Source organism: Chryseobacterium sp. JAH, assembly GCF_001507335.1.
Classification (GTDB): Bacteria; Bacteroidota; Bacteroidia; order Flavobacteriales; family Weeksellaceae; genus Chryseobacterium.
Genome location: NZ_LMAH01000009.1, coordinates 87511 through 107986, shown reverse-complemented (window position 1 = coordinate 107986; position 20476 = coordinate 87511). Strand labels below are relative to the sequence as shown.

Sequence of the window (20476 nt, the reverse complement as noted above, 5' to 3'; positions counted from 1 at the left end):
AGATAGTAGGTTATAGGTGAGCAGAAAAGGATTAAGTTCTTTAATCTGCGTCCTGCAACCTAATTTAGAATGAAATTCTTAATCGGAATATTATCAAAAACAATCTTAATATTCTTTACAAACTTCTGAAGCTCTGAGATGAATGTTTCGTTTTCTGTTGTTTCGCCGTAGACAAAAAAGTTGGTGTCGTTAATTCCGAAACCGATTTTGCTTAAAGTAAACATCACGAAATAAAGAAAATCCACCTCTGAGTTGACGTCGAGATTGTTGTATAAAATCACCTTCTTATTGGCGATCGCAAAAAACTCACACTGGTTATGATAAAGATTGATGTGAATTTCTTTATTGTTTTTATTTTGTATTGAATTTAAAAACTTCTCTCCCGAAAAATTAAATTTCACAGGAATCGAAAGATCTTTAATTTTTGTGTAAAATTCCTTCGGAAAAGTATAATAAAACTGCACTTGAAACTTCTTATTTACTGAAAGCATCAATTCCTCATTTTCCTTATCAACAGGAGCATTGAATGCAATCAGATCATAACCTGCCTCGTGCTCAGAAAAACCTTCCGGCATCAAAGTAAAATGATTGAGCGCCGAGACCACAGAAATTTCATCATATCTCTGTTTCAGCAATGCTTCATCCAGTTTGTCAGCGATATAATTTGCAGGAGATTCTTCATTCACAAGATAAGACTTCTCTTCCAAAACATTTTTGTTCTTGGAAATCTGATAGATCAGCCCGTCTTTGGTAAAAAGTAAAGTAAGTAAGTTCATATAACAATTGCTGCAAATTTAGTGAAATTCTACCATTACCGCACCCGATTGATGGTGAAGAATTTCTTTGTTGTAAAAATCCAAACCGGTTTGACTTTCAAGCACGTCCCAGACTAATTTCTGAAGTACGCCGTCACCGATTCCGTGTACGATTTCCAGTCTTTTCAGATGATTTTTTCTACAGAAATTAATGGTTTGAACCAATTTTTCCTTCTGCATAAACAATCTTTCGAAACTGTCATAGTCATTCGGATTTTTAACTAAATTATGAAAATGTAGGTCAAGAACCAAAGGGTTTTTATCGTGTTTCTTAGAAGTCACTTTTCTGGGTTCTGCTTTCTGCACCACTTTTATATTTTCGTAAATAGAAGCGTTTTTCGGAACCAGTTTTTCTTTCGGATACTGATAGGTAAAACCATATTCATCTTTGAAAACCACGATATTTCCATTCACAGAAGTGATTACTCCGCTCAAATCTTCATCAACCACTGAAACTTTATCGCCTATTTTCATATATTTTCTTTTTATCAATGCAAGGAAGCAATCTCTTGATTTTTCCAATCTATCAATATTCATTACCAATTACTTATCACTCATTTTCAGGAGCTATTCCCGCTATCCACTCATACTCCTCGTAAGCCAGCCTGTCCTGAGCCTGTCGAATGGCTTACTGTGGGGTAACCGTTACTATCGGGGCTAGAACCACTCCGTCAAAAATTCTTTCAGAATTTTCGCCACCCCTCCAGAGTAGGGGAATCCCATATTACATCTATTTGTCATTGCGAGAAACGAAGCAATCCTTTTTTAATAAAGAACAGTTAAGAAGGTAAGTTTATTAAAGAAAATCAATGGATGTCTCAACTTACTTAAAAAAAAGTTTAAACTGAAAAATCTCAAACTTTCGCTCCCAACTCAATCACTTCCAAATCTTTTATTTCCTCTCCATCAATCACAAAACGCATCATCGTTCTCATTTTATGCCATCCCTGTTTTCCGCAAGCTCCCGGATTTAAATGTAAAAGATTATTTTTCCGATCATACATAGCCTTCAAAATGTGAGAATGCCCGGAAATAAATAACTTCGGTGCTTTCTCTGAAATTTCTTTGTGAGTTAACGGTGTGTATTTTCCGGGATAGCCGCCGATGTGAATCATTAAAACTTCCACTTTTTCGCAGAAAAAACGGTTAACTTCAGGAAACTCAGAACGTATTTTAGCACCATCAATATTTCCCCAAACCCCTTTAAGAGGTTTTATTTTTTCAAGTTGTTCAATGATTTCAAAACTTCCAAAGTCACCACAATGCCAAATTTCATCAGCATGTTTTGCATAATCTAAAATTCTTTCATCAATGTATGAATGGGAATCGGAGAGTAGTAGGATTTTGGTCATCGGTGAACAAGAATTTCTTTAAAAAGCAAATTTACTCAATAATCCCGAATTGATTAACTTTGGAAAAATTAAAAAAATGAAGCAAAAGCTATCTCTATTCTTTGTTCTTGTCTCTTTTATCTCGTTTGCGCAGGTCGAAGAAAAAAAACTGGATGAACTCATTCAAAATACTTTAAAAACTTTCGATGTTCCGGGAATGTCGGTTGGTGTAATCAAAGACGGTAAAATCATTTATTCAAAAGGTTTTGGAGTACGGTCTTTGACGTCTAAGCAGCCAATGGACGATACTACTTTGGTAGGAATTGCTTCCAATTCAAAGGCATTTACGTGTACCGCTTTAGCAATTTTGGCAGATGAAGGAAAATTGAACTGGGATGATAAAGTTTCAAAATATATTCCTGAATTTCAGATGAATGATGCTTATGTTTCTCAAAATGTCACAATCAAAGATTTAGTTACACACAGAGCCGGATTAGGTTTGGGACAAGGCGATTTAATGTTCTTTCCCGAAGGTGGAAGCTTAACAGTGAACGACATTGTCCATAACGTAAGATATTTAAAACCCGAAAATCCTTTCAGAACAACTTTAGATTATAATAATGTCATGTTTATCGTTGCCGGAGAAGTAATTCACAGAGTTTCCGGATTAAGTTGGGCAGAATTTATTGAGCAGAGAATTATGAAACCTGTGGGAATGAATGCAAGTTTCGGAAGTTACAACAGAGCAAAAGCTGTTGCCAATAAAATCGATGCGCATGCACCTGCAGACGGAAAAGTGATCGCTGTTCCTCACGACTGGAATGAAACAGCCAACGCAGCCGGAGGAATTATGAGCAATATCAAAGATATGACAACATGGGCCGAATTTCTTCTCAACGGATTTACAACTAAAGATGGAAAGAAATTAGTTTCAGACAAACAGATTATGCAGCTTTGGAATTTGCAAATTGCAAGTCCGGTTGCGATGAAGAATCCTTATGATACAGGTTTTTATGGTTATGGATTGGGATGGTTTTTAAGTGATGTAAAAGGTCATAAACAGGTTCAGCATACAGGCGGATTGATCGGAACCGTAACTCAGTTTACCTTAATTCCGGATATGAAATTAGGAATTGTGGTGTTGACCAATCAGCAGTCTGGAGCAGCATTCAATACAATTACTAATACTGTAAAAGATTCTTATTTAGGCATTGCCGACAGAAACTGGCTGAAAACCTATGGCGACAGAATGTCTAAAGCCAATGCAGAATACGAAAAACAAAAGAAAGATGCTTTCGCAAAGTCAGTTGCATTTAAAAAAGATAAAAACCTTCAGCCAAAAACCGAGCAGTTTGTCGGGAAATATAATGATGTCTGGTTTGGGGATGTAGAAATTGTTCAGCAGGGAAATACCTACAGAATTTTATGTAAAAATTCTCCGAGATTGAAAGGAGAATTGCTTCCTTATTCAAACAATTCTTTTATCATTAAATGGGATGACCGAAGCTACGATGCCGATGCTTACATTATTTTCAGCTTCGATGAAAACGGGAAGGCAGAATCTGCAAAGATGAAAGCCATTTCTGATATCACAGATTTCAGTTTTGATTTTGATGATCTGGAGTTAAAAAGGAAATAATTAAGTTTAGAAATAAAACTAATAAAAAACGGGCTTTTAGTCCGTTTTTTATTTATAAAGCTATTGTATCTATTAATCTGCCAAAAACATTACTAGAAAACATCCTAGCTGAACACATAAACTCAAAAGATTAACGGATACCGATCTGAATTTATTTTTAATTAAAATAAACAGATTAAAAAAGAACAAGAAAATCATTCCTATAATTATGGGAATGGTCAGAAGTTCTGCAACAACGTTGACCAACTCAATTTTAACTAAAAAACCTAAACTATAATAAACCATAAACAACATATATCCCAGGCAAAAAATACTGAATAAAAGAATAAAGATGTTAAGTATGTTTTTCATTTTAAGATCCTAGAACTGAATTTTATTAGGCTCATAATAAAACAAAAACTTTTTCCTAGCACCATCAAATTCAGACCACGAGTTGCAATCGATTTCAAAACCTGCGACACCACATGTTGAAAAATGGAAAATGTTGTCGGTAATGTAGTTGGCAAAATTTGAAATTCCGTTATTGTGCGAAAACAAGGCTACTGAATTGACCTGATCATCCAGATCGTAAATGACAGAATTGAAATTATTTTCCGAAGGATTGTATAATTTAGCATTTGTCGTCCAATCTAAACGATACGTTTGGTTGAAAACTTTGCATGTACTGAGTGCTCTCACCGCAGGACTAGACACGAATTGATCAATCAGGATATTTTGACTTTTTAAAAACTTAGACATTTTCAGTGCGTCTTGTAAACCTTTGTCTGCCAATGGTCTGTCAAAATCTTCCATTTCTTCCGGCCAATCACTTTTTGCATGTCTTACTAGGATGAGTTTCTTCATAGTTTTGAGTTTGGTTAAATAAAATTATAAAAAAAAACGTGGAAAGTCACATCATTTTATAAAAAAAACTGCGTTATGAATAAAATCATTAAAATTTCTTAAATTTGCAGACTTATGGGACAAATCCTTGCGATAGACTACGGAAAGGCTCGTTGTGGCCTTGCAGTAACCGATGATATGAGGATTATTGCCAGTGCACTGAAGACTGTAGAAACAAAGTTTTTAATGGAATTTTTGAAGAAATATTTCAATGAAAACAAGGTAGAAGACATTGTTGTAGGTCTTCCGACAGATTTAAAGGGGAATCTTTCTGAAGTGGAAACAGATATTTTGAAATTTATAGAAAGTTTCAAAATTGAATTTCCCAACATTCAGGTTCATCGTTTGGATGAGCGGTTTACGTCAAAAATGGCCTCGTTTTTTATCTCCCAAAGTGGGAAAAGTAAAAAACAGAGACAGGAGAAAGGATTAATAGATAAAGTAAGTGCAACCATCATATTGCAGAATTTTTTAGAACAAAGAACAAGATGATTTTACCAATTAGAGCCTTTGGAGATCCTGTTTTGAGAAAAGTAGGAAAAGATATAGAGAAAGATTATCCTGGTCTGCAGGAGCTCATCGACAATATGTTTGAAACGATGTATAGTGCCAACGGTATTGGTCTTGCAGCGCCACAGATAGGTTTAGATATCCGTCTGTTTATAGTAGATGTGACTCCTTTGGCAGAAGATGAAGATTATGAAGATATTGCTGAAGAGCTGAAGGATTTTAAAAAAGTATTCATCAATGCTCAGATTCTTGAAGAGTCAGGTGAAGAGTGGAAATTTAATGAGGGCTGTCTTTCGATTCCTGATGTAAGAGAAGATGTAAAAAGAAAAAGTACAATCGTTATAGAATATTATGACGAAAATTTTGTTAAGCATAAAGAAACTTTTTCCGATATTAGAGCCCGCGTAATTCAGCATGAATATGACCATATTGAAGGTACGTTGTTTACCGACCATTTGAGTTCTTTAAAGAAGAAGCTGGTAAAAGGTAAATTGGTGAAAATTTCTCAGGGTGATGTAGCCATCAACTATAAAATGAGGTTTCCAAAATAATAAGAGAGAAAATAAATAAATAATAAACTGCAGTTTGTCTTGAGCAGATTGCTAAAAATTTTAAAAAAATAAGATTATGCTGTTAGAAAAAATAATTTCGATTTCTGGTAAACCAGGTCTTTACAAATTAGTTTCGCAATTGAAAAACGGATTTATTATTGAAGACGTTACTACAAAAAAGAAAGTGAGCATCGGTAACTCAAGTCAGGTGAGCTTGTTGGATAATATCGCAATGTTTACATTTGATAAAGAAGTTCCTTTGTTTGAAGTTTTTGAAAATATTGCTAAAAACTACGAGTACAAAGAAACAATTTCTCACAAATCTACTGAAGAGGAGTTGAAAGAGTTTATGGGAGCTTCACTTCCAAACTATGATACAGAGAGAGTATATTTTTCTGATATCAAAAAATTAGCGCAATGGTACAATATCCTACACAAAGCAGGATATATTACTCCGGAAAGCTTCGTAAAAGCTGAGCCAGAAACTGTAGAAGGAGAAAGCGCAGAAGGAGAAATCACTGCAGAAAAAGCAGCTCCTAAAAAGGCAGCTCCAAAAGCGGATAAGCCAGCAACTCCAAAAGTGAAAGCGAGTACAGGAGCAAAAGCAGCTACAAAAAGTACACACAGAAAAATGGGATAATTAATTTTATCTGAATTTATACAAAACCTTATCAGCAATGATGAGGTTTTTTTGTTTTTGGGCTAAAAAAATTGACCTAGGAAAATGGAGCGTTAAAAAAATTAAAAGTTAATCCGTTAAAAAAAATCCACTGTTTGAAGCGCGACATCAATTTTGAACTGAAGAATTGATTTAGAATTCGCGCAAGTTTTGGGAATTTTAGGATTGGCTTTTAATTTTTAGCGGAAGTTTCCAAGTCTTGAACTTTTGGTTCTTTTATTTCAAGACAAAAGAACTAATAAAGATTTACCTTAAATTTGCATGAATTTCAACACTCAAATTATGAACACCAGACAGGAAAAACTCGAAGCTTTTGGAAGACTTTTGGATATTATGGATGACCTTCGTGAAAAATGTCCGTGGGATCAGAAACAGACACTTCAGACCCTTCGTCATTTGACGTTGGAAGAAACATATGAACTTTCAGATGCGCTTTTGCAGGAAGATTTAACCGAAATTAAAAAAGAATTGGGTGATGTACTTCTGCATTTGGTTTTTTATGCCAAAATAGGTTCGGAGAAAGAAAGTTTTGATATTGCTGATGTCATTAATTCATTAAATGAAAAACTGATCTTTCGTCATCCTCATATTTACGGTGATATCGAAGTGAAAGATGAAGAAGAAGTTAAGCAGAATTGGGAGAAACTGAAGCTTAAAGAAGGAAATACATCGATTTTGGGTGGCGTTCCGAAAGGTTTACCAAGTATGGTAAAAGCCTACAGAATTCAGGATAAAGTAAAAGGAATTGGTTTTGAATTTCACGATGCGGAAGATGCGTGGAAAAAAGTAGATGAAGAAATTCAGGAATTTCATGATGAAACCGATTCAGATAAAAAAGAACAGGAATTGGGAGATGTATTTTTCTCATTGATCAATTATGCGAGAATTTCTGGTTTAAATCCGGATTCAGCATTGGAACGAACTAATCTGAAGTTTATTTCTAGATTTCAGAAGATGGAAAATTTAGCTTTGCAAGAAAATTTAAAATTGGGAGAAATGTCTCTTGAAGAAATGGATGTTCTCTGGGAAAAAGCAAAACATTTTGACTAGATGAAAACGAATCATGCCGCACGAAACCGATTTCAATATCTGATTGAAATCAAAAAAACAGAGAGGAAATGGCATTTTCCGTTTCTTGCGGCTTTGTGTATTGGCACACCACTATTGTTGGGTTGGTTTTCCGGAAAACCAAATTATGGCAGTCTTTCGAGTTTGGGAGCTTTGACAATCTTGTATTTTACCACAGCGCCCATCAGTCAGCGAATGATTCATATGGCGGTATGTGCTTTCGGAATTATCTTTTCCTTTACCATCAGTCTTTTTTTTAGTTTTAATATTTATATGGCAGCGCTGTCCTTTGGGATTGTTTCTTTTCTGTCACATTTTATTACTTCTTATTTTAAAATTCCGCCGCCTGGAAATTTTTTCTTCATCATGCTTGCGGCGATGGCAAGCACTTTTCAGTTTGATTTGGAAATGATTCCGACAAGAGTTGGATTGGTCGCAATGGGAGCCATTTTATCATGTTCACTGGCTTTTATTTATTCCGTTTTTGTGGAAAAAAGCGAAGTGGTGACTGTTCCCCGAAGAGTTTTTAAAAAGAAAAGATATACCAAGTTTGTTGAAAGTACGATTATCGGTTTGATTATGATGCTGACTTTAATTGTCGGTCATCTTTTAAAATTTCAAAATACCTATTGGATTTCTATTTCTACCGTTGCCATTATTCAGGGAAGGAATTTCGAGCATGTTCGACAAAGAAATATGCACAGAATCTTCGGAACTTTCATTGGTCTCGGTCTAGCTTGGCTAATTTTACTTTTTGATCCCGAAAAGATTATAATGATAGGAATTATTGTAGTTTTACAGTTCATTGTAGAATTGATGATTGTAAGAAATTACGGTTTGGCCGTTATATTTCTAACACCACTCACTTTACTTTTGGTAGAAGCAGGAAGTCCCATTCATCATCATGTTGGAAATCTTATGGAGGCGAGACTGCTTGATACGGTTATCGGAAGTTTAATGGGGTTGGGAGCAGGATTTCTTCTGCATCATCAACAGATCATCAATCAACTGGAGAAAAATATAAGATATTCTTTTTTTCAGTTTAAAAAATTTAAAAAATAAAATTATGCGCATTCTTGTTGTATTCGCTTTCATCTTATTAAGCTGTAATCCAAAAGCTCAGGATTCAGTAACACAATCACAAGACGATTTGAAAACAGAGTTTTCACTTCCTAAAAAACTGAAAGAAGTTTCTGGAATTGCTCTTTCTCAGGATCAGAAGACCATATGGGCCATCGAAGACGCAGGAAATAAAAATGTGGTATACGGACTGAACAGACAGGGCGAGCAAATCGCTGATGTTCTGGTGGAAAACGCTGAAAACAACGATTGGGAAGATATTACAAAAGATGCAGCCGGAAATATATACATCGGAGATTTCGGAAATAATGAAAACGACAGACAAAATCTTTCCATTTTAAAATTAGATTTAAAAACTGATTCTCAGAAGTCGACAAAGGTTATTCAAACGACGAAGTTTCATTATGAAGGCCAAACTGAATTCCCACCTAAAAAATCAAATTTACTGTACGATTGTGAAGCTTTTGTAGAGAAAGACGGTAGTTTTTACCTGTTCACCAAAAACAGAAGCAAAGGTTTTGACGGGACTTTTCTGGTTTTCCAGATTCCTAATAAAGAAGGTGATTTTGAAGCGAAATTGGTTGGTAAACTTAAACTGGAAGGAGGTTACAGCGATGCTGCCATTACTTCAGCAACTATCAATTCTAAAAATCAGATTGTTCTATTGAATCATAGAAATATCAATGTACTTTCCGGATTTACTTCAAATGATTTTAATTCAGCTAAAATTCAGAAAATACCATTGAATCACGATTCACAGAAAGAAGCAGTTGTTTTTGTTGATGATAAAACGGTGTTGATTGTCGATGAAAAAGATAAGAAAACGGGTGGGAATGTGTATCAGTTTTCTTTAAAATAAATATTTTTAAACCTTCAAGTTTTTCAAAACCTTGAAGGTTTCTTAATTGTTTTTATAATAGTAAGAAATGATAGATTTGTTTTCTTCGAAGGGATTGGTTTTTCAAGAATATTCAAAATTTCGAGCACAAGTTCTTTCTGATTTTTCGTTTTTTCCTGAGCAATAAATCCGTTTTCTAAATTTTTATTTGAGAACAGAATGCTGAAATTATAGGAAGTTCCATCAATATATTTGCCTTCAATTCTTTCCAGATCTTTCTTTGAGATTTTACGGATAATCATTTTTAAATCATTTAAATCTTCATCTTGAAGTTTTAAAGAATATGATCGAAGATGTTTATTTGTTTCAATAAATGGCTCATTGGTACCATCTTTTCTCGGAGGTGGTGGCGGTTCTGGAAGAAATGGATAAATGGTTCTGAAAATTAAATGCTTTTTTTCAAAGTTGATAATCACTTCTGTATTTTCTTTCAACGAAGGTTGAAATTGAAAAATTAATAATTCAGGGATTTGTGTTTTCTTCTTATCATTAGCTTCTGAAACAATTGTTGATTGATGATTTAATTGTAAATCATAGAATATAAATCCACTAACAATAATGGTTAAAGATATAAGTAGAAAGTAGATTTTTTTCATCCTTGACAAAAGAAAATAATGGATAAATAACTTTTTAAAAACTCAATCCCACACCACCGGAAATTCTTCCACCATCTTCACCCGTAAAATAATCCACTCTCGCAGAGAACGTTTCCAGAATACTCATCCAGAATCCTGCGCCAACACCTTGATGCCATTTATCGGATTGTTCACCGTCTTTCCATACTCTTCCTAAATCATAGCCGATCAAAATTCCCAAGTTCGTAGGAACGATATTGTTTTTTACTCTTCCGAAATTCCAACGAATCTCAGAATTGTTGGCGAAATATGATTTTCCGGCAAATCTTTCGTTTCGGTAGGCACGCATTCCGTTGTTTCCACCGATGGCTGCAGCCTGATAAAATTCAAAGTTATTATTGTTGATGATCATGGCATTGCTCGAGTTGGCAAATACAAATTTGCCACGCTTATCAATTCTGTGGAATAGATTTAATGTTCCGTTGAAATTAGCGAAGTTTTGATTGAATTCTGACAGATTGGCTTTCCAGCCGGCATTTAAAATCATTTCCAAACCTAAAGTAGGGAAGGCTGTATTGTCTAAATTTTTAAAACTAAACGTATAGTTGGCTCCCGCAAATTGTTGCCCGTTAAAAACTTCAGGATTCACATCCGGAGAAACAGCTATGAATCGGTCATCATTGAACTGTACTTTAGCATGTTCAAAATTCAGCTGAAACTGATGTTTAAGATTCAGCCAGCTCGTTTTTGAAATAGAAGGAGCAAATTTAAACTGCGAAATTCGCACTCTGTTGTAGTCTCGGTTGTCTTCGTCAGCATTATTTAAACTTTCATTACCCAAACCGAAAAATGTTCTGGCAAAAAACGGTGTGGTGTAGGTGGCATCAATTCCGGCATCCCAACCAGTGATTGCTTTTTTGAAAATTCCTTTGTAACCGACATTAAATCCGCCGGTTGCAGTATAAAAATTAGCGCTTAAACTATGTTTTTGGGTAAAAGGATCACGGATGAAATTGTTAACGGTATAATTTGCAACGATTCCAAGAATCACGCCGTCATCAGGATTGAAATTGGCCATTGGATACCCAGCAAAGAAATTGTATTTCGGATGTTTCCAGTTGTACGTATTCACGTCATAATCGTTGGAGATATGTTTGGTCGCTGATTTTGCATTATAGGTGTTTTTTGAAGATTTAAAATCATAGATTTTCACCTTCCTTCCGTTCTCTACATTGTACGTGTCATGATTGTAACCACCGATTAATCGGATATTGATTTTCGATTTTCCTTCTCCTGAAACTTCATAAATATCATCTTCTTCCAAGCCGTAGATCCAAAGTTCTTTGGTTTTGGTATCATCATATTTTTTCTCAAAAACCAGTTCTTCGCCTTTGTTTTTATCAAGCTGATATTGTTTAACTTCAACAGAATTTCCATTTTTAGTAATCACAAATTTGTCTTTGTTCACTGTTCCTGTTAAAGGAATTTTTTCCTGCAAAACATCAAAATATGTCTTAGCATAATCTTCCAGTTTGCCTTTTCTCAGCTTCAGTTTTTTCTGAATGTCTTTAATGGTTTCATCCTGAACTTCTTTTGGCAAATTATCAAAAGCACTGTCGATATCAGTATCTGATAAATGTTCCTGAATGTATTTTGCCTGAGCCGTCCAGTCGCCCTGATTCGCATTCTTCAGGAAAATTAAATCCATAGGATAAGGCTCCATATTAATCCATCGTACGCTTTTGATATCATCTTTAAACGTTTTCATGTGACGAATTGCCGGAATATTCATGAGGACTTTAAAAGCAGCTCCATCGTAATTGCTGAATGCCTGATCTCTGTCACGGGGAATAGGTTTATAAACCACTTGATCGCCTGCCTTATATTCTGCCCATTTCCATTGATCTTCGTGCCTGTCCCAATCGCCAATCAGCATATCAAAAATTCTTGCTCTGATGTAGAGATCCTGATCAACTGAATATTTACCGTCTTTTCGTATATTTTTCAGAACATCTGAAGTTGAAACGATGTCTGAAGCATTACCCAATGACTGTAAAGTTTTAGGATCTGATGAAAAACGTTCTTCGATCATGTACAGCTCGTTACCGTAGTTTTGATTGTATCGTCCTAAAGATTTTTGTTTTGGAATGTAATATAATTCAGGATTGCTGTGGTAAATCCCCAATTTGTCGATCATATTGTTGACCGCAAAACCTGTAAACGGATGATTGGTTGTATAAAAATCGAGTAAAAACCTTTCAGGAAAAGTATTGTTTAGTTCGCTTCCAAAACTATTTTTCTTAAAAGCCTGTGCGTTCAGAAAACGGACTGCACTTTTTTTGATTCCGCGCATTACAAATTCCTGTCCTTCATTGGTTTTAAGACGGAGACTGTTCGATTGGTTTCCGCCACCTTCTCTGACAGGAGAATATCCGGGATTCATGTCTGAAAGATTTTTTGTTTTAGCTTCAATCGGAAGTGCGTAATATTTTCTGTAGTGATTTCCCCAAAGCCAGGTGTAGAATTTCCCTGCTTTAGTCTGTCTTTCGGAGTAAATCGTAGATGTTACGGTTGCTGGTAAAGTATCTGGATAAGTATTGATATATTCTTCGGGTTTTTTAAGAACTGCAATTTGAGTCAGCTTTTCAAGCTTATGGTTTTTAGTTGAAAAATATTCAACATCCGAACTTAAATCTTTTCTAAGATTTAAAACTGCAAATCCGCTTCCGCCGGAAAAAAAGTCTGTCTTTTCCACAATCGTTGCCGGATCAGTTTTTGAACCTGCACCGCTGATGATCTGTTTTATGTTTTTGTTTTCGTGATATTGAAGATTGTGATCATGACCGGAAACCAGAATCACATTTTCTTTATCCTGAATAATACTTTTGATTCTGTTGGCAAATTCGGCATAATGAGCATTCGTAATATCTTCCATACTCGCCCCGGAAGAGCTTCGCAAAATATTAATTAAACTCGCAACTCCGGGAACAGGAAGTTTACCCTGAAAAGCGGAGAGGTGCGATTTTGCAGAATTAAAACCTGCATGAACGCCCGAACTGATGACAGGATGATGTACTGCAACAATAATTCTCTTATCCTGATTTTTTGTAATTAAATCTTTGAATTCAGCATAAAAATCCGCTGTTGTTTTGATGTCGCAACCTTTGTTGATGCCCAGATATTTGTCCCAGTTGATTAAGGCCCATTCAGAATCTATAACGATCAGTTTAATGTCTTTGGTTAAATTGATATCGTCAATCGGACAGGAATTTTTAGGTAAAAATGCTTTTTTGTCGTTTAAATATGATTTTACAAATTCTTCCTGTGCTTTCAAGCCTTCCACGCCGTGATACCAATCGTGATTTCCAGGAATGACTAAAGTTTTTCCTTTAAAATTTTTAGTGATCGCTAATTGGTTTTCAAGTTTCTGTTTGGCTAAATGATAGCCTTTGTCAGTTTCTTTTGGCATTCCCAGCGGATAAATATTGTCTCCTAGAAACAGAAGCATTGAGTTTTTATCGGCGGAATCTAGTTTATTTTTAATGAAATTTAAAGTATGCTGCGCTTGTGGCTCATCTGCGTTTCCGGCATCACCAACGAGAAAAATTTTAAAATCATTTTCAGTTTTTATATCAGAATTTTGTATTTCATGCACGTTTTTTCCTTTTTGTACGTTATAGGTTGCACACGAAAATAGAAATCCGGAAAGAAGGATTGTTCTCGCAGTCGCCGAGAATATTTTTCGATTAAATTTAAAGGATAAATTCATACATTTACATTAAGAAAAATTCGGAATGAGCGTTTTAAACAAAGCCAAAGATTATGTTGAAAACTTATTCAAAGATAAGTTATCTTCTGTATATTTTTACCATAATTTTATACATACCACATACGCTGTCAACAAAGCTGAAGAGATCATCAACCACTCTGAAGTTTCTGAGGCAGACAGAGAGAAAATCTTGCTGGCACTTTGGTTTCATGACGTTGGTTTTACCGATTGTAATGCGGAAGGTCATGAGAAAAAAGGTGTCGAAATCGTTACTGAATTTCTTCTTCACGAGAACGCTTCAAGAGAATATATTGATGAGGTTTCAAAGCTGATTCTTTCAACAGAAAAATATCATCAGCCTCAGAATTTTCTCGAGCAGATTATGAAAGATGCAGATTTCAGTCATTTTGCGAGTCCGTTTTATAATGATTCTGCGGAAGCTCTGCGTAAAGAATGGGAATTGACTGGCGGAATGTGCTTTTCTAATGATGAATGGAATGTGATGAATGTAGATTTTCTGAAAAACAAACACAAATATTTTACAGATTACGCCAAAGAAAACTGGGAGCCACTCAAACTGAAAAACGTAAAGAAATTGGAAAAGAAGATTGATAAAGAAGAAAAGCCTAAAAAAGAAAATTCAGATTCTAAAAAAGATAAAGACCCAAAGTCTGACAGAAGTGTAGACACGCTTTTTAGAGTAACTCTGAACAATCACACCAGATTGAGTGATATTGCAGACAGCAAAGCCAATATTTTACTTTCCGTAAATGCGATTATTATTTCCGTTTGTCTTTCGGTTTTGGTTCCGAAATTAGACACTCCCAAGAATGCACATTTGATTATTCCTACGTTTTTTCTTCTGATTTCAAGCGTTCTTACGATCATTTTTGCTATTCTTTCTACCAAACCGAATGTGACGAAAACTACCTTTACCAATAAAGATATTGAAGACCGAAAGGTGAATCTTTTATTCTTCGGAAATTTTCATCAGATGAAGTTTGAACATTATTTGGATTCAATGCACGATTTGATAAAAGACAGAGATTACATCTACGATTCTATGGTGAAAGATTTATACTTTTTAGGGAAAGTTTTAGACAGAAAATACAAGCTTTTGTCTACGACCTACACGATTTTCATGGCTGGAATTATTATTTCGGTGCTTTCTTTTGCATATGCATTTCTGAAACTATAGTCCTTTGATGATTTAAACAAAAGAAACCCTTATCGCCAGCAAACCTGTAATCCCCTGAAGATCTTCAACCTTTAAAAATTCAACATCAGCTTTGAGAATATTTAATTTTTGAAGTCTGTTGATGTATTGCAAATATTCGCGTTGATTTTCCATCCCGAAATAAACGATGGTGATTTTTCCCGGGCAGGTAATTCTTTCTGTTGAATCTTTAACGTTAGCTTTTTCAAGTCTCTTTTTAATGATTTCAAAATTAGAATTAAAAGCGCCGTCTACGTCAAAACGTTTTTCATCCATTCGGAAACGGATGTCTATTTTTTCATTATAAACAAAAATCAGTGAAGCAATGTCGAGCGAAATCGGGAGGTCTTTTTTAAACAAATGAAATTCGTGCTCCATCGTACAGATAGTTTCCAGCTGCCAAAATCTCAGTTCGTGAACAACTTTGGAAGAGTAAAGTAACTCCGGTGCAACATTCGATCCGATGTAAAGATTGTGCTCTACACCGTCAGATTTAAATCTTTCAAAATAATGCGGGAAAATTTCCTGAGCAATAACCTGTTTTTGATCCAGAATATCTGCCAACTTGCGGTTCAGCAGCGTAATCGAATCATCTAAATTTTTTCGGTTGGCATAAAAAAGGTCATTCTGTACAAAAACCTGACTGAAATAATTTTTGATTTTATCTTTAATAATTCCGTCATTTTGAACTTCAAGCTGACCTTGCAGATACGGATGTATATCATCCCGCAACAATCTTTGGAAACGCTGTTCGGTATCGGCTTTGATCTCGTTATTTAATTCATTTTCAAAAATATCCAGAGCCAGAAGATATTTCTCAGCATTGGAAGAGCTCAGTAAAGTCATCACTTCATGCAGTCCGTCAATCTGCTGGTTGAGATCTTCCAGCATCAGATTAAAACGTTTGTCAGATGACGAACGAATGTCTGAGAAACTGAATAGCGGAGTGAGATTTTTAAATGAAATCTCTTTTAAAGTATATATTTTTTTAGATAAATAGGCATTCAGATATCTTTCGGCTTCATTTCTGAATTTCCAGATGACGCTGTCGTGAATCGTTGTATATTCCCGCTGAATGATGGCTTCAATCTGATTGTTTCTTTCGTAAGAAAATCGGGTGAGAGAGAAGATAATCATGTCTGCTACAAACTCGAGCTTTTTTAGCTTCAGACCATTTAAACTGTTGGCAATTGGTGAAGTAAACTCCATAATAGCCAGCAATTCGCCGTCTTTCATAATCGGAATGACCATAAAGCTGTTGATCTGATGATCTTTTAAAATATGAAATGAAGGAAGTTTTTTGATTTCTTCATCTATTTTGTCAACATCAGAAATAACGATAGGCTTGGAGTTGTAGGTAATGTTTTCAAAAGCACTTTTGCGGATTTCTTCATCAAATGTATTGAGCCAAAAATCTAAAAGATAATTGGTGAAAACACTGTCGTAAATGGGAAGTTTTTCCAGCCTTTGATTTTTGTTGTTAAAGAGCATTAAACCAAAATTAAGCTCAGCGACATCAAAATAAGATTTAAAAATTTCTTTCAGATTCTCGTCCGGTGAAGGATTTTCGAGATCAATTTTAATAAGGGTTGATTTCAGATCAGACAAGGCAACTTCTGAAGTACAGTCTACCAGTGAAATGATGCTGAATCCGTTTAAAATCCATGATTCTGAAGGAAAATGCTTTTTCCAAAGCTGAATATCATCCATGTTTTCTAGCAGCATGTCAATAATGTCATCGGGAGGAATTTTCGTTCCTTCTGCGGGATATACATAACTAAAATCTGAGTTGACCGTGATTTTATAATGTTTGATAATTCCATTTTTATCGGGAATGTCATAATAAAAAGGCATGTTAACTCTGATATCTCTTTTCAGATAAGTCTGCAAAATGAGGCAACAGCAAAATATGTAATATTCGTCATCGCTAATGTCTCTGAATTCGATCTCAAAATCTTTTCCGGCATCATTCAAAATGTTCTGAAATCTTTCAGTGTAATTGAATGTAAGATTCGTTAGCGGGATTCCTGCTGCTTTAATTTCATTTTTCGTTAAACCGGTCGGGAAGAGGTCTGCCAACAAAAGGCGGATGAGGTCTTTGTGTTTTTCAAAGACCGCAAGATCCTGAAATCCGTCGCGTAATTCTTTGAAATTTTTTGTTTTTTCAATTAAGGATTCTGCATAATTGGCGCGATATTCCAGTCGGTCATTATACCGGATATGCTCTAATACATCCAAATATTTTTTGAACGATATAAAAACCTGAAACGGACTTTCTTTCTTGTGAAGATTTGCCAAAATGTGAAAAAAAATTAAGAGGGTAAAGGTATGAAAAAAGGTTTTTTAAAAGGCGTAGGAATCCTGATAATTGTAGTGAAATATTATTCGTTTTATCTTTGGAATTTGTTTTAGAATGTAATTTTTCAGAATTTAGTGTAGGCTGTCACTAAAAAAAAGTTTACGTTCAAGATTCATACGATCGGAAAAAAAATCCCCAAAGTTGTGAGGCTTTGAGGAACTGTTTATAGAAATCTTTAATGATTTTATTTTTTCGGTTTCAGAGAAAAATTATCTACATAAACCGCTTGATGCACACTATTGAGTAATACTTTCAAAGCTAGATTAGAATCTTTCTTCAAGGTAATGTCAAATACTTTTTTAACACCTGCAATTTTTGAAGCTTTCGCTATCGGTATATATGACTTTGTGTCGGCTGCATGGTTTAGGGACAAGAGTTCCAGTGTAGTTTCACCTCCATTGTCTGAAATATCGAGGGTTAATGTATATTTTCCGGCCTTAATTTTTGGAGTCACTAAATACATGTTTTCTCCAGGATTGGTCATCGAATAAAAAACGACTTTTTTATCGCTTGCATACAACATGGCTTTTCCTTGATGCGCAGTCCAGCATTTATTAATTTCTTTCCAGCTGTCAAAATTTTCACTGATTGCGGCTACAGTTTTACACTGAGCGTTTGCAGTTAGAAATCCTCCCAAAGTCAGTATTCCTGCAAGTACGATTTTTTTCATGTCTCTTAATAAATTGTGACGTAAAAATAGTTTAAAAAAAGGTAATAGCCGACTGTATTAGTTCGCTGTTATCATATTTACTGTATTTTTTTTGAAGATTAAATTTCTTATGAAGATAAAAATGATGTATCTTTTTAAAAACAATTTAAGCATGAAGAGTCAACTGTACGATCATATTTTAAAATTAGTTCCCAGTTTTGAAAACGAGATCGATAAAGTGCTTCGTTATTTTGAAGAGCAAACTTTTTCAAAGAATAGCGTGGTGATTGATGAAGGAGATTTGGTAAACCGATTTTATTTCGTCATCAAAGGATGTTTACATATTTATTTTAAGGATCATGACGGATATCAAAACACCATCCATTTTGCCATTGAAGATTGGTGGGTGACAGAATACAATGCATTTTTAGGAACAAACCCTTCTAATTTTGGTATTGCAACGCTTGAGGAAACAGAAGTTTTAATGATTACAAAAGAAAATTTTGAAAAGTTACTGCTCGATTATCCGTTTATGGGAATTTACTTTAATAAAGTTCACATGCGCGCCTACGGTGCCTCGTTACAGAAACAGAAAACATACCCGATGACCACCAAAAAAGATTTTCATGCCTATTTTTGTAAAACGTATCCTGATTTGGTGAAGCGATTTCCGGATGATGTCTTCGCATCTTATATTGGGATTGCCACAGATGAACTTAAAGTTTTTAATGAAAATTTTCGTTCTTAAACCAGTTTAAGTTTTTTAAGATCGAACTTGCTGACCTTTGTTTTAATAAAAAATTAGAACAATGAAAATAGTAATTATCGGAGGTACCGGCCTTATCGGATCTCAATTGACCAATCTTTTAAAAGATCAGCATGAAGTGATCGTAGCATCACCTAATACAGGGATCAACACCATCACCGGTGAAGGTTTGGAAGTGGCCTTAGAAAATGCAGATGTGGTAGTGGATGTGTCCAATTCACCTTCTTTTGCGGATGATGATGTGATGAATTTCTTCAGAACTTCTACCTCTAATCTTTTGGCAGCTGAGCAAAAGGCCCAGGTAAAACATCATATCGCTCTGTCTGTCGTAGGAACACAGAAATTAGGAGCGAGTGGTTACTTTAGAGCAAAACAAGCTCAGGAAGAATTGATAGGGAAGTCATCTATTCCTTATTCTATAGTGCATGCAACACAGTTTTTTGAATTTGCAGGTGGCGTTGCCGCTTCCAGTGTAAAAGATGGCGGAATGTTTGTGACTGATGCCTTGGTGCAGCCTATTGCTAGTTCAGAAGTGGCGAAATTTTTAGCTAAGACAGTATCTGAAAATCCCAGTTTTGGAATTGCAGAAATCGCCGGTCCTGAAAAAATGCCGATGAATAATTGGGTTGAAGATTACCTGTCTGTAATGAAACGTCCGTCGAACATTACCATAGAAAAAGATGCACCATATTTCGGAGCAGTTTTAGACGCAGACACATTAGTTCCTGAGAAGGCAGTTTTTGAGAGCGCCGTAAAATATGAGGATTGGATTGCAAATCCGCAAAACCAAAGATAAAATTATGGCTGGTTTCATAGGTTTTTTTACAAGTTCCATCGGGAGAAAAGTGGTGATGGCGACAACAGGTTTATTTCTGATCAGTTTTCTGATTGTACACTGTGCTGTCAATGCTTTAATCTTTTTCAACGACGGAGGAAAGACTTTTAATATTGGTGCTCATTTTATGGGCACCAATCCTGTTATTAGGACGATAGAAATCGTTTTGATTATTGGTTTTTTAGTCCATATTATTCAGGGGTTAATGATTTGGCGGCAGAACCGAAAAGCACGTCCAATTAATTATGCAGTAAGAAAAGCATCTCAAAACAGTACCTGGTACAGTAGAAGTATGGCATTGCTCGGGACTTTGCTTCTTTTATTTTTAATCATTCATACATCCAATTTTTGGATTCCGAACCGGATCAATCAGTTTATTTACGGAGAAGAACTACCTCTGTACGAAATGATGCTTGAAAAGTTCCGGAATCCTCTACAGGTATTTTTGTATTTGTTTGGATGTTTTCTTATGTTTTGGCATCTGCTTCATGGCTTCAAAAGCGCTTTTCAATCTTTGGGGATGAATCACTCAAAATACAATTCGGCCATCATATTTTCAGGAGCTGCATTTTCATACATCGTGCCGTTTGTTATGGCGATGATGCCGGTGGCTATTTATTGTGGTTGGATTGGGGAGTAGGTAGTTCACTATCGCTGACTGTTATATTCAGTTTTTAAAAAGACTGCGATTTTTAAGAAAATACGGTTGAAATAAAAAGCCCAGGAAAGGATTCTTGCGGCATCTGGGTCTCATCTCCAAATATCCTATCCGGCATATAAAAATCTTGCGCTGTAATTATATATTTCTGTCTCTTGAAGTTCCCTTCCATTGTACTTATAATTTTACAAGCATT

At 35.2% G+C, this 20476-nt stretch carries 19 protein-coding genes; 11 read left to right on the top strand and 8 right to left on the bottom strand.

Annotated features, from left to right (window positions below; all coding sequences use genetic code 11):
* Positions 1-59 precede the first annotated feature (59 nt).
* The 3 genes from AR685_RS16275 to AR685_RS16265 all read right to left on the bottom strand — a co-directional run bounded on the left by AR685_RS16275 (position 60) and on the right by AR685_RS16265 (position 2167).
* On the bottom strand, positions 60-776 hold the full coding sequence (locus AR685_RS16275; protein WP_059125211.1) for a DUF3822 family protein: 717 nt from the start codon (positions 774-776) through the stop codon (positions 60-62).
* Between the two features lie 18 nt (positions 777-794).
* Entirely contained in the window at positions 795-1289 is a 495-nt protein-coding gene (locus AR685_RS16270) for a Smr/MutS family protein (protein WP_047447431.1), read from the bottom strand.
* 380 nt (positions 1290-1669) lie between these two features.
* Positions 1670-2167 carry a metallophosphoesterase family protein gene (locus tag AR685_RS16265; RefSeq protein WP_059125210.1) on the bottom strand — a complete coding sequence of 166 codons (498 nt, stop codon included), beginning with the start codon at positions 2165-2167 and terminating at the stop codon, positions 1670-1672.
* Between the two features lie 76 nt (positions 2168-2243).
* Here AR685_RS16265 and AR685_RS16260 point away from each other — a divergent pair, with 76 nt between their 5' ends.
* Complete coding sequence (locus AR685_RS16260) at positions 2244-3785, top strand: serine hydrolase (protein WP_059125209.1); 1542 nt, start codon at positions 2244-2246, stop codon at positions 3783-3785.
* 360 nt (positions 3786-4145) lie between these two features.
* Here AR685_RS16260 and AR685_RS16250 read toward each other — a convergent pair whose 3' ends face one another.
* Positions 4146-4628: a SixA phosphatase family protein gene (locus AR685_RS16250; RefSeq protein WP_047447286.1), complete on the bottom strand. Its 483-nt coding sequence runs from the start codon at positions 4626-4628 to the stop codon at positions 4146-4148.
* 114 nt (positions 4629-4742) lie between these two features.
* On the opposite strand from AR685_RS16250, the gene ruvX reads away from it, so the two are divergent.
* The 6 genes from ruvX to AR685_RS16220 all read left to right on the top strand — a co-directional run bounded on the left by ruvX (position 4743) and on the right by AR685_RS16220 (position 9414).
* On the top strand, positions 4743-5159 hold the full coding sequence (ruvX, locus tag AR685_RS16245) for a Holliday junction resolvase RuvX (protein WP_059125207.1): 417 nt from the start codon (positions 4743-4745) through the stop codon (positions 5157-5159).
* On the top strand, positions 5156-5728 hold the full coding sequence (def, locus tag AR685_RS16240) for a peptide deformylase (RefSeq protein ID WP_047447280.1): 573 nt from the start codon (positions 5156-5158) through the stop codon (positions 5726-5728). Before ruvX ends, def begins: the two co-directional genes overlap by 4 nt.
* Positions 5729-5804: 76 nt before the next feature.
* Positions 5805-6368 carry a DUF5606 domain-containing protein gene (locus tag AR685_RS16235; RefSeq protein WP_047447278.1) on the top strand — a complete coding sequence of 188 codons (564 nt, stop codon included), beginning with the start codon at positions 5805-5807 and terminating at the stop codon, positions 6366-6368.
* Positions 6369-6689: 321 nt separating this feature from the next.
* Positions 6690-7457, top strand: coding sequence for a nucleoside triphosphate pyrophosphohydrolase (gene mazG / locus AR685_RS16230; protein ID WP_059125206.1), 768 nt, complete (start codon positions 6690-6692; stop codon positions 7455-7457).
* Complete coding sequence (locus tag AR685_RS16225) at positions 7458-8537, top strand: FUSC family protein (RefSeq protein ID WP_047447270.1); 1080 nt, start codon at positions 7458-7460, stop codon at positions 8535-8537.
* 4 nt (positions 8538-8541) lie between these two features.
* Positions 8542-9414 carry a hypothetical protein gene (locus AR685_RS16220; RefSeq protein WP_047447265.1) on the top strand — a complete coding sequence of 291 codons (873 nt, stop codon included), beginning with the start codon at positions 8542-8544 and terminating at the stop codon, positions 9412-9414.
* Between the two features lie 23 nt (positions 9415-9437).
* Here AR685_RS16220 and AR685_RS16215 read toward each other — a convergent pair whose 3' ends face one another.
* Positions 9438-10049 (bottom strand): hypothetical protein, encoded by a 612-nt coding sequence (locus AR685_RS16215; protein ID WP_059125205.1) that lies wholly within the window; start codon positions 10047-10049, stop codon positions 9438-9440.
* A 34-nt stretch (positions 10050-10083) separates the two neighbouring features.
* The gene (locus AR685_RS16210; RefSeq protein ID WP_059125204.1) at positions 10084-13797 is read right to left on the bottom strand and encodes a metallophosphoesterase; all 3714 of its coding nucleotides are present in this window, start codon (positions 13795-13797) and stop codon (positions 10084-10086) included.
* Between the two features lie 25 nt (positions 13798-13822).
* Here AR685_RS16210 and AR685_RS16205 point away from each other — a divergent pair, with 25 nt between their 5' ends.
* Positions 13823-14995, top strand: a complete 1173-nt coding sequence (locus tag AR685_RS16205) for a Pycsar system effector family protein (RefSeq protein ID WP_047447263.1) — start codon at positions 13823-13825, stop codon at positions 14993-14995.
* Positions 14996-15007: 12 nt separating this feature from the next.
* Here the strand turns inward: AR685_RS16205 and AR685_RS16200 are convergent, their stop codons facing one another.
* Complete coding sequence (locus AR685_RS16200; protein WP_059125203.1) at positions 15008-17311, bottom strand: GAF domain-containing protein; 2304 nt, start codon at positions 17309-17311, stop codon at positions 15008-15010.
* A 245-nt stretch (positions 17312-17556) separates the two neighbouring features.
* Positions 17557-18042 (bottom strand): hypothetical protein, encoded by a 486-nt coding sequence (locus AR685_RS16195; protein ID WP_059125202.1) that lies wholly within the window; start codon positions 18040-18042, stop codon positions 17557-17559.
* Between the two features lie 151 nt (positions 18043-18193).
* On the opposite strand from AR685_RS16195, the gene AR685_RS16190 reads away from it, so the two are divergent.
* From AR685_RS16190 to AR685_RS16180, 3 genes are all read left to right on the top strand, one after another.
* The gene (locus AR685_RS16190; protein ID WP_165592828.1) at positions 18194-18769 is read left to right on the top strand and encodes a Crp/Fnr family transcriptional regulator; all 576 of its coding nucleotides are present in this window, start codon (positions 18194-18196) and stop codon (positions 18767-18769) included.
* A 61-nt stretch (positions 18770-18830) separates the two neighbouring features.
* Positions 18831-19583 carry an SDR family oxidoreductase gene (locus AR685_RS16185; RefSeq protein ID WP_059125201.1) on the top strand — a complete coding sequence of 251 codons (753 nt, stop codon included), beginning with the start codon at positions 18831-18833 and terminating at the stop codon, positions 19581-19583.
* Between the two features lie 4 nt (positions 19584-19587).
* Positions 19588-20262, top strand: coding sequence for a succinate dehydrogenase cytochrome b subunit (locus AR685_RS16180; RefSeq protein ID WP_059125234.1), 675 nt, complete (start codon positions 19588-19590; stop codon positions 20260-20262).
* The last annotated feature ends 214 nt before the right edge of the window (positions 20263-20476 follow it).

What these genes read in the sequence shown, in the direction of transcription:
- AR685_RS16205 (WP_047447263.1), top strand. Translation starts at nt 13,823, where the DNA reads ATGAGCGTTTTAAACAAAGCCAAAGATTATGTTGAAAACTTATTCAAA.
- AR685_RS16210 (WP_059125204.1), bottom strand. Translation starts at nt 13,797, where the DNA reads ATGAATTTATCCTTTAAATTTAATCGAAAAATATTCTCGGCGACTGCG.
- AR685_RS16270 (WP_047447431.1), bottom strand. Translation starts at nt 1,289, where the DNA reads ATGAAAATAGGCGATAAAGTTTCAGTGGTTGATGAAGATTTGAGCGGA.
- AR685_RS16220 (WP_047447265.1), top strand. Translation starts at nt 8,542, where the DNA reads ATGCGCATTCTTGTTGTATTCGCTTTCATCTTATTAAGCTGTAATCCA.
- AR685_RS16265 (WP_059125210.1), bottom strand. Translation starts at nt 2,167, where the DNA reads ATGACCAAAATCCTACTACTCTCCGATTCCCATTCATACATTGATGAA.
- ruvX (WP_059125207.1), top strand. Translation starts at nt 4,743, where the DNA reads ATGGGACAAATCCTTGCGATAGACTACGGAAAGGCTCGTTGTGGCCTT.
- AR685_RS16225 (WP_047447270.1), top strand. Translation starts at nt 7,458, where the DNA reads ATGAAAACGAATCATGCCGCACGAAACCGATTTCAATATCTGATTGAA.
- def (WP_047447280.1), top strand. Translation starts at nt 5,156, where the DNA reads ATGATTTTACCAATTAGAGCCTTTGGAGATCCTGTTTTGAGAAAAGTA.
- AR685_RS16250 (WP_047447286.1), bottom strand. Translation starts at nt 4,628, where the DNA reads ATGAAGAAACTCATCCTAGTAAGACATGCAAAAAGTGATTGGCCGGAA.
- AR685_RS16275 (WP_059125211.1), bottom strand. Translation starts at nt 776, where the DNA reads ATGAACTTACTTACTTTACTTTTTACCAAAGACGGGCTGATCTATCAG.
- AR685_RS16195 (WP_059125202.1), bottom strand. Translation starts at nt 18,042, where the DNA reads ATGAAAAAAATCGTACTTGCAGGAATACTGACTTTGGGAGGATTTCTA.
- AR685_RS16260 (WP_059125209.1), top strand. Translation starts at nt 2,244, where the DNA reads ATGAAGCAAAAGCTATCTCTATTCTTTGTTCTTGTCTCTTTTATCTCG.
- mazG (WP_059125206.1), top strand. Translation starts at nt 6,690, where the DNA reads ATGAACACCAGACAGGAAAAACTCGAAGCTTTTGGAAGACTTTTGGAT.
- AR685_RS16190 (WP_165592828.1), top strand. Translation starts at nt 18,194, where the DNA reads ATGAAGAGTCAACTGTACGATCATATTTTAAAATTAGTTCCCAGTTTT.
- AR685_RS16180 (WP_059125234.1), top strand. Translation starts at nt 19,588, where the DNA reads ATGGCTGGTTTCATAGGTTTTTTTACAAGTTCCATCGGGAGAAAAGTG.
- AR685_RS16235 (WP_047447278.1), top strand. Translation starts at nt 5,805, where the DNA reads ATGCTGTTAGAAAAAATAATTTCGATTTCTGGTAAACCAGGTCTTTAC.
- AR685_RS16215 (WP_059125205.1), bottom strand. Translation starts at nt 10,049, where the DNA reads ATGAAAAAAATCTACTTTCTACTTATATCTTTAACCATTATTGTTAGT.
- AR685_RS16185 (WP_059125201.1), top strand. Translation starts at nt 18,831, where the DNA reads ATGAAAATAGTAATTATCGGAGGTACCGGCCTTATCGGATCTCAATTG.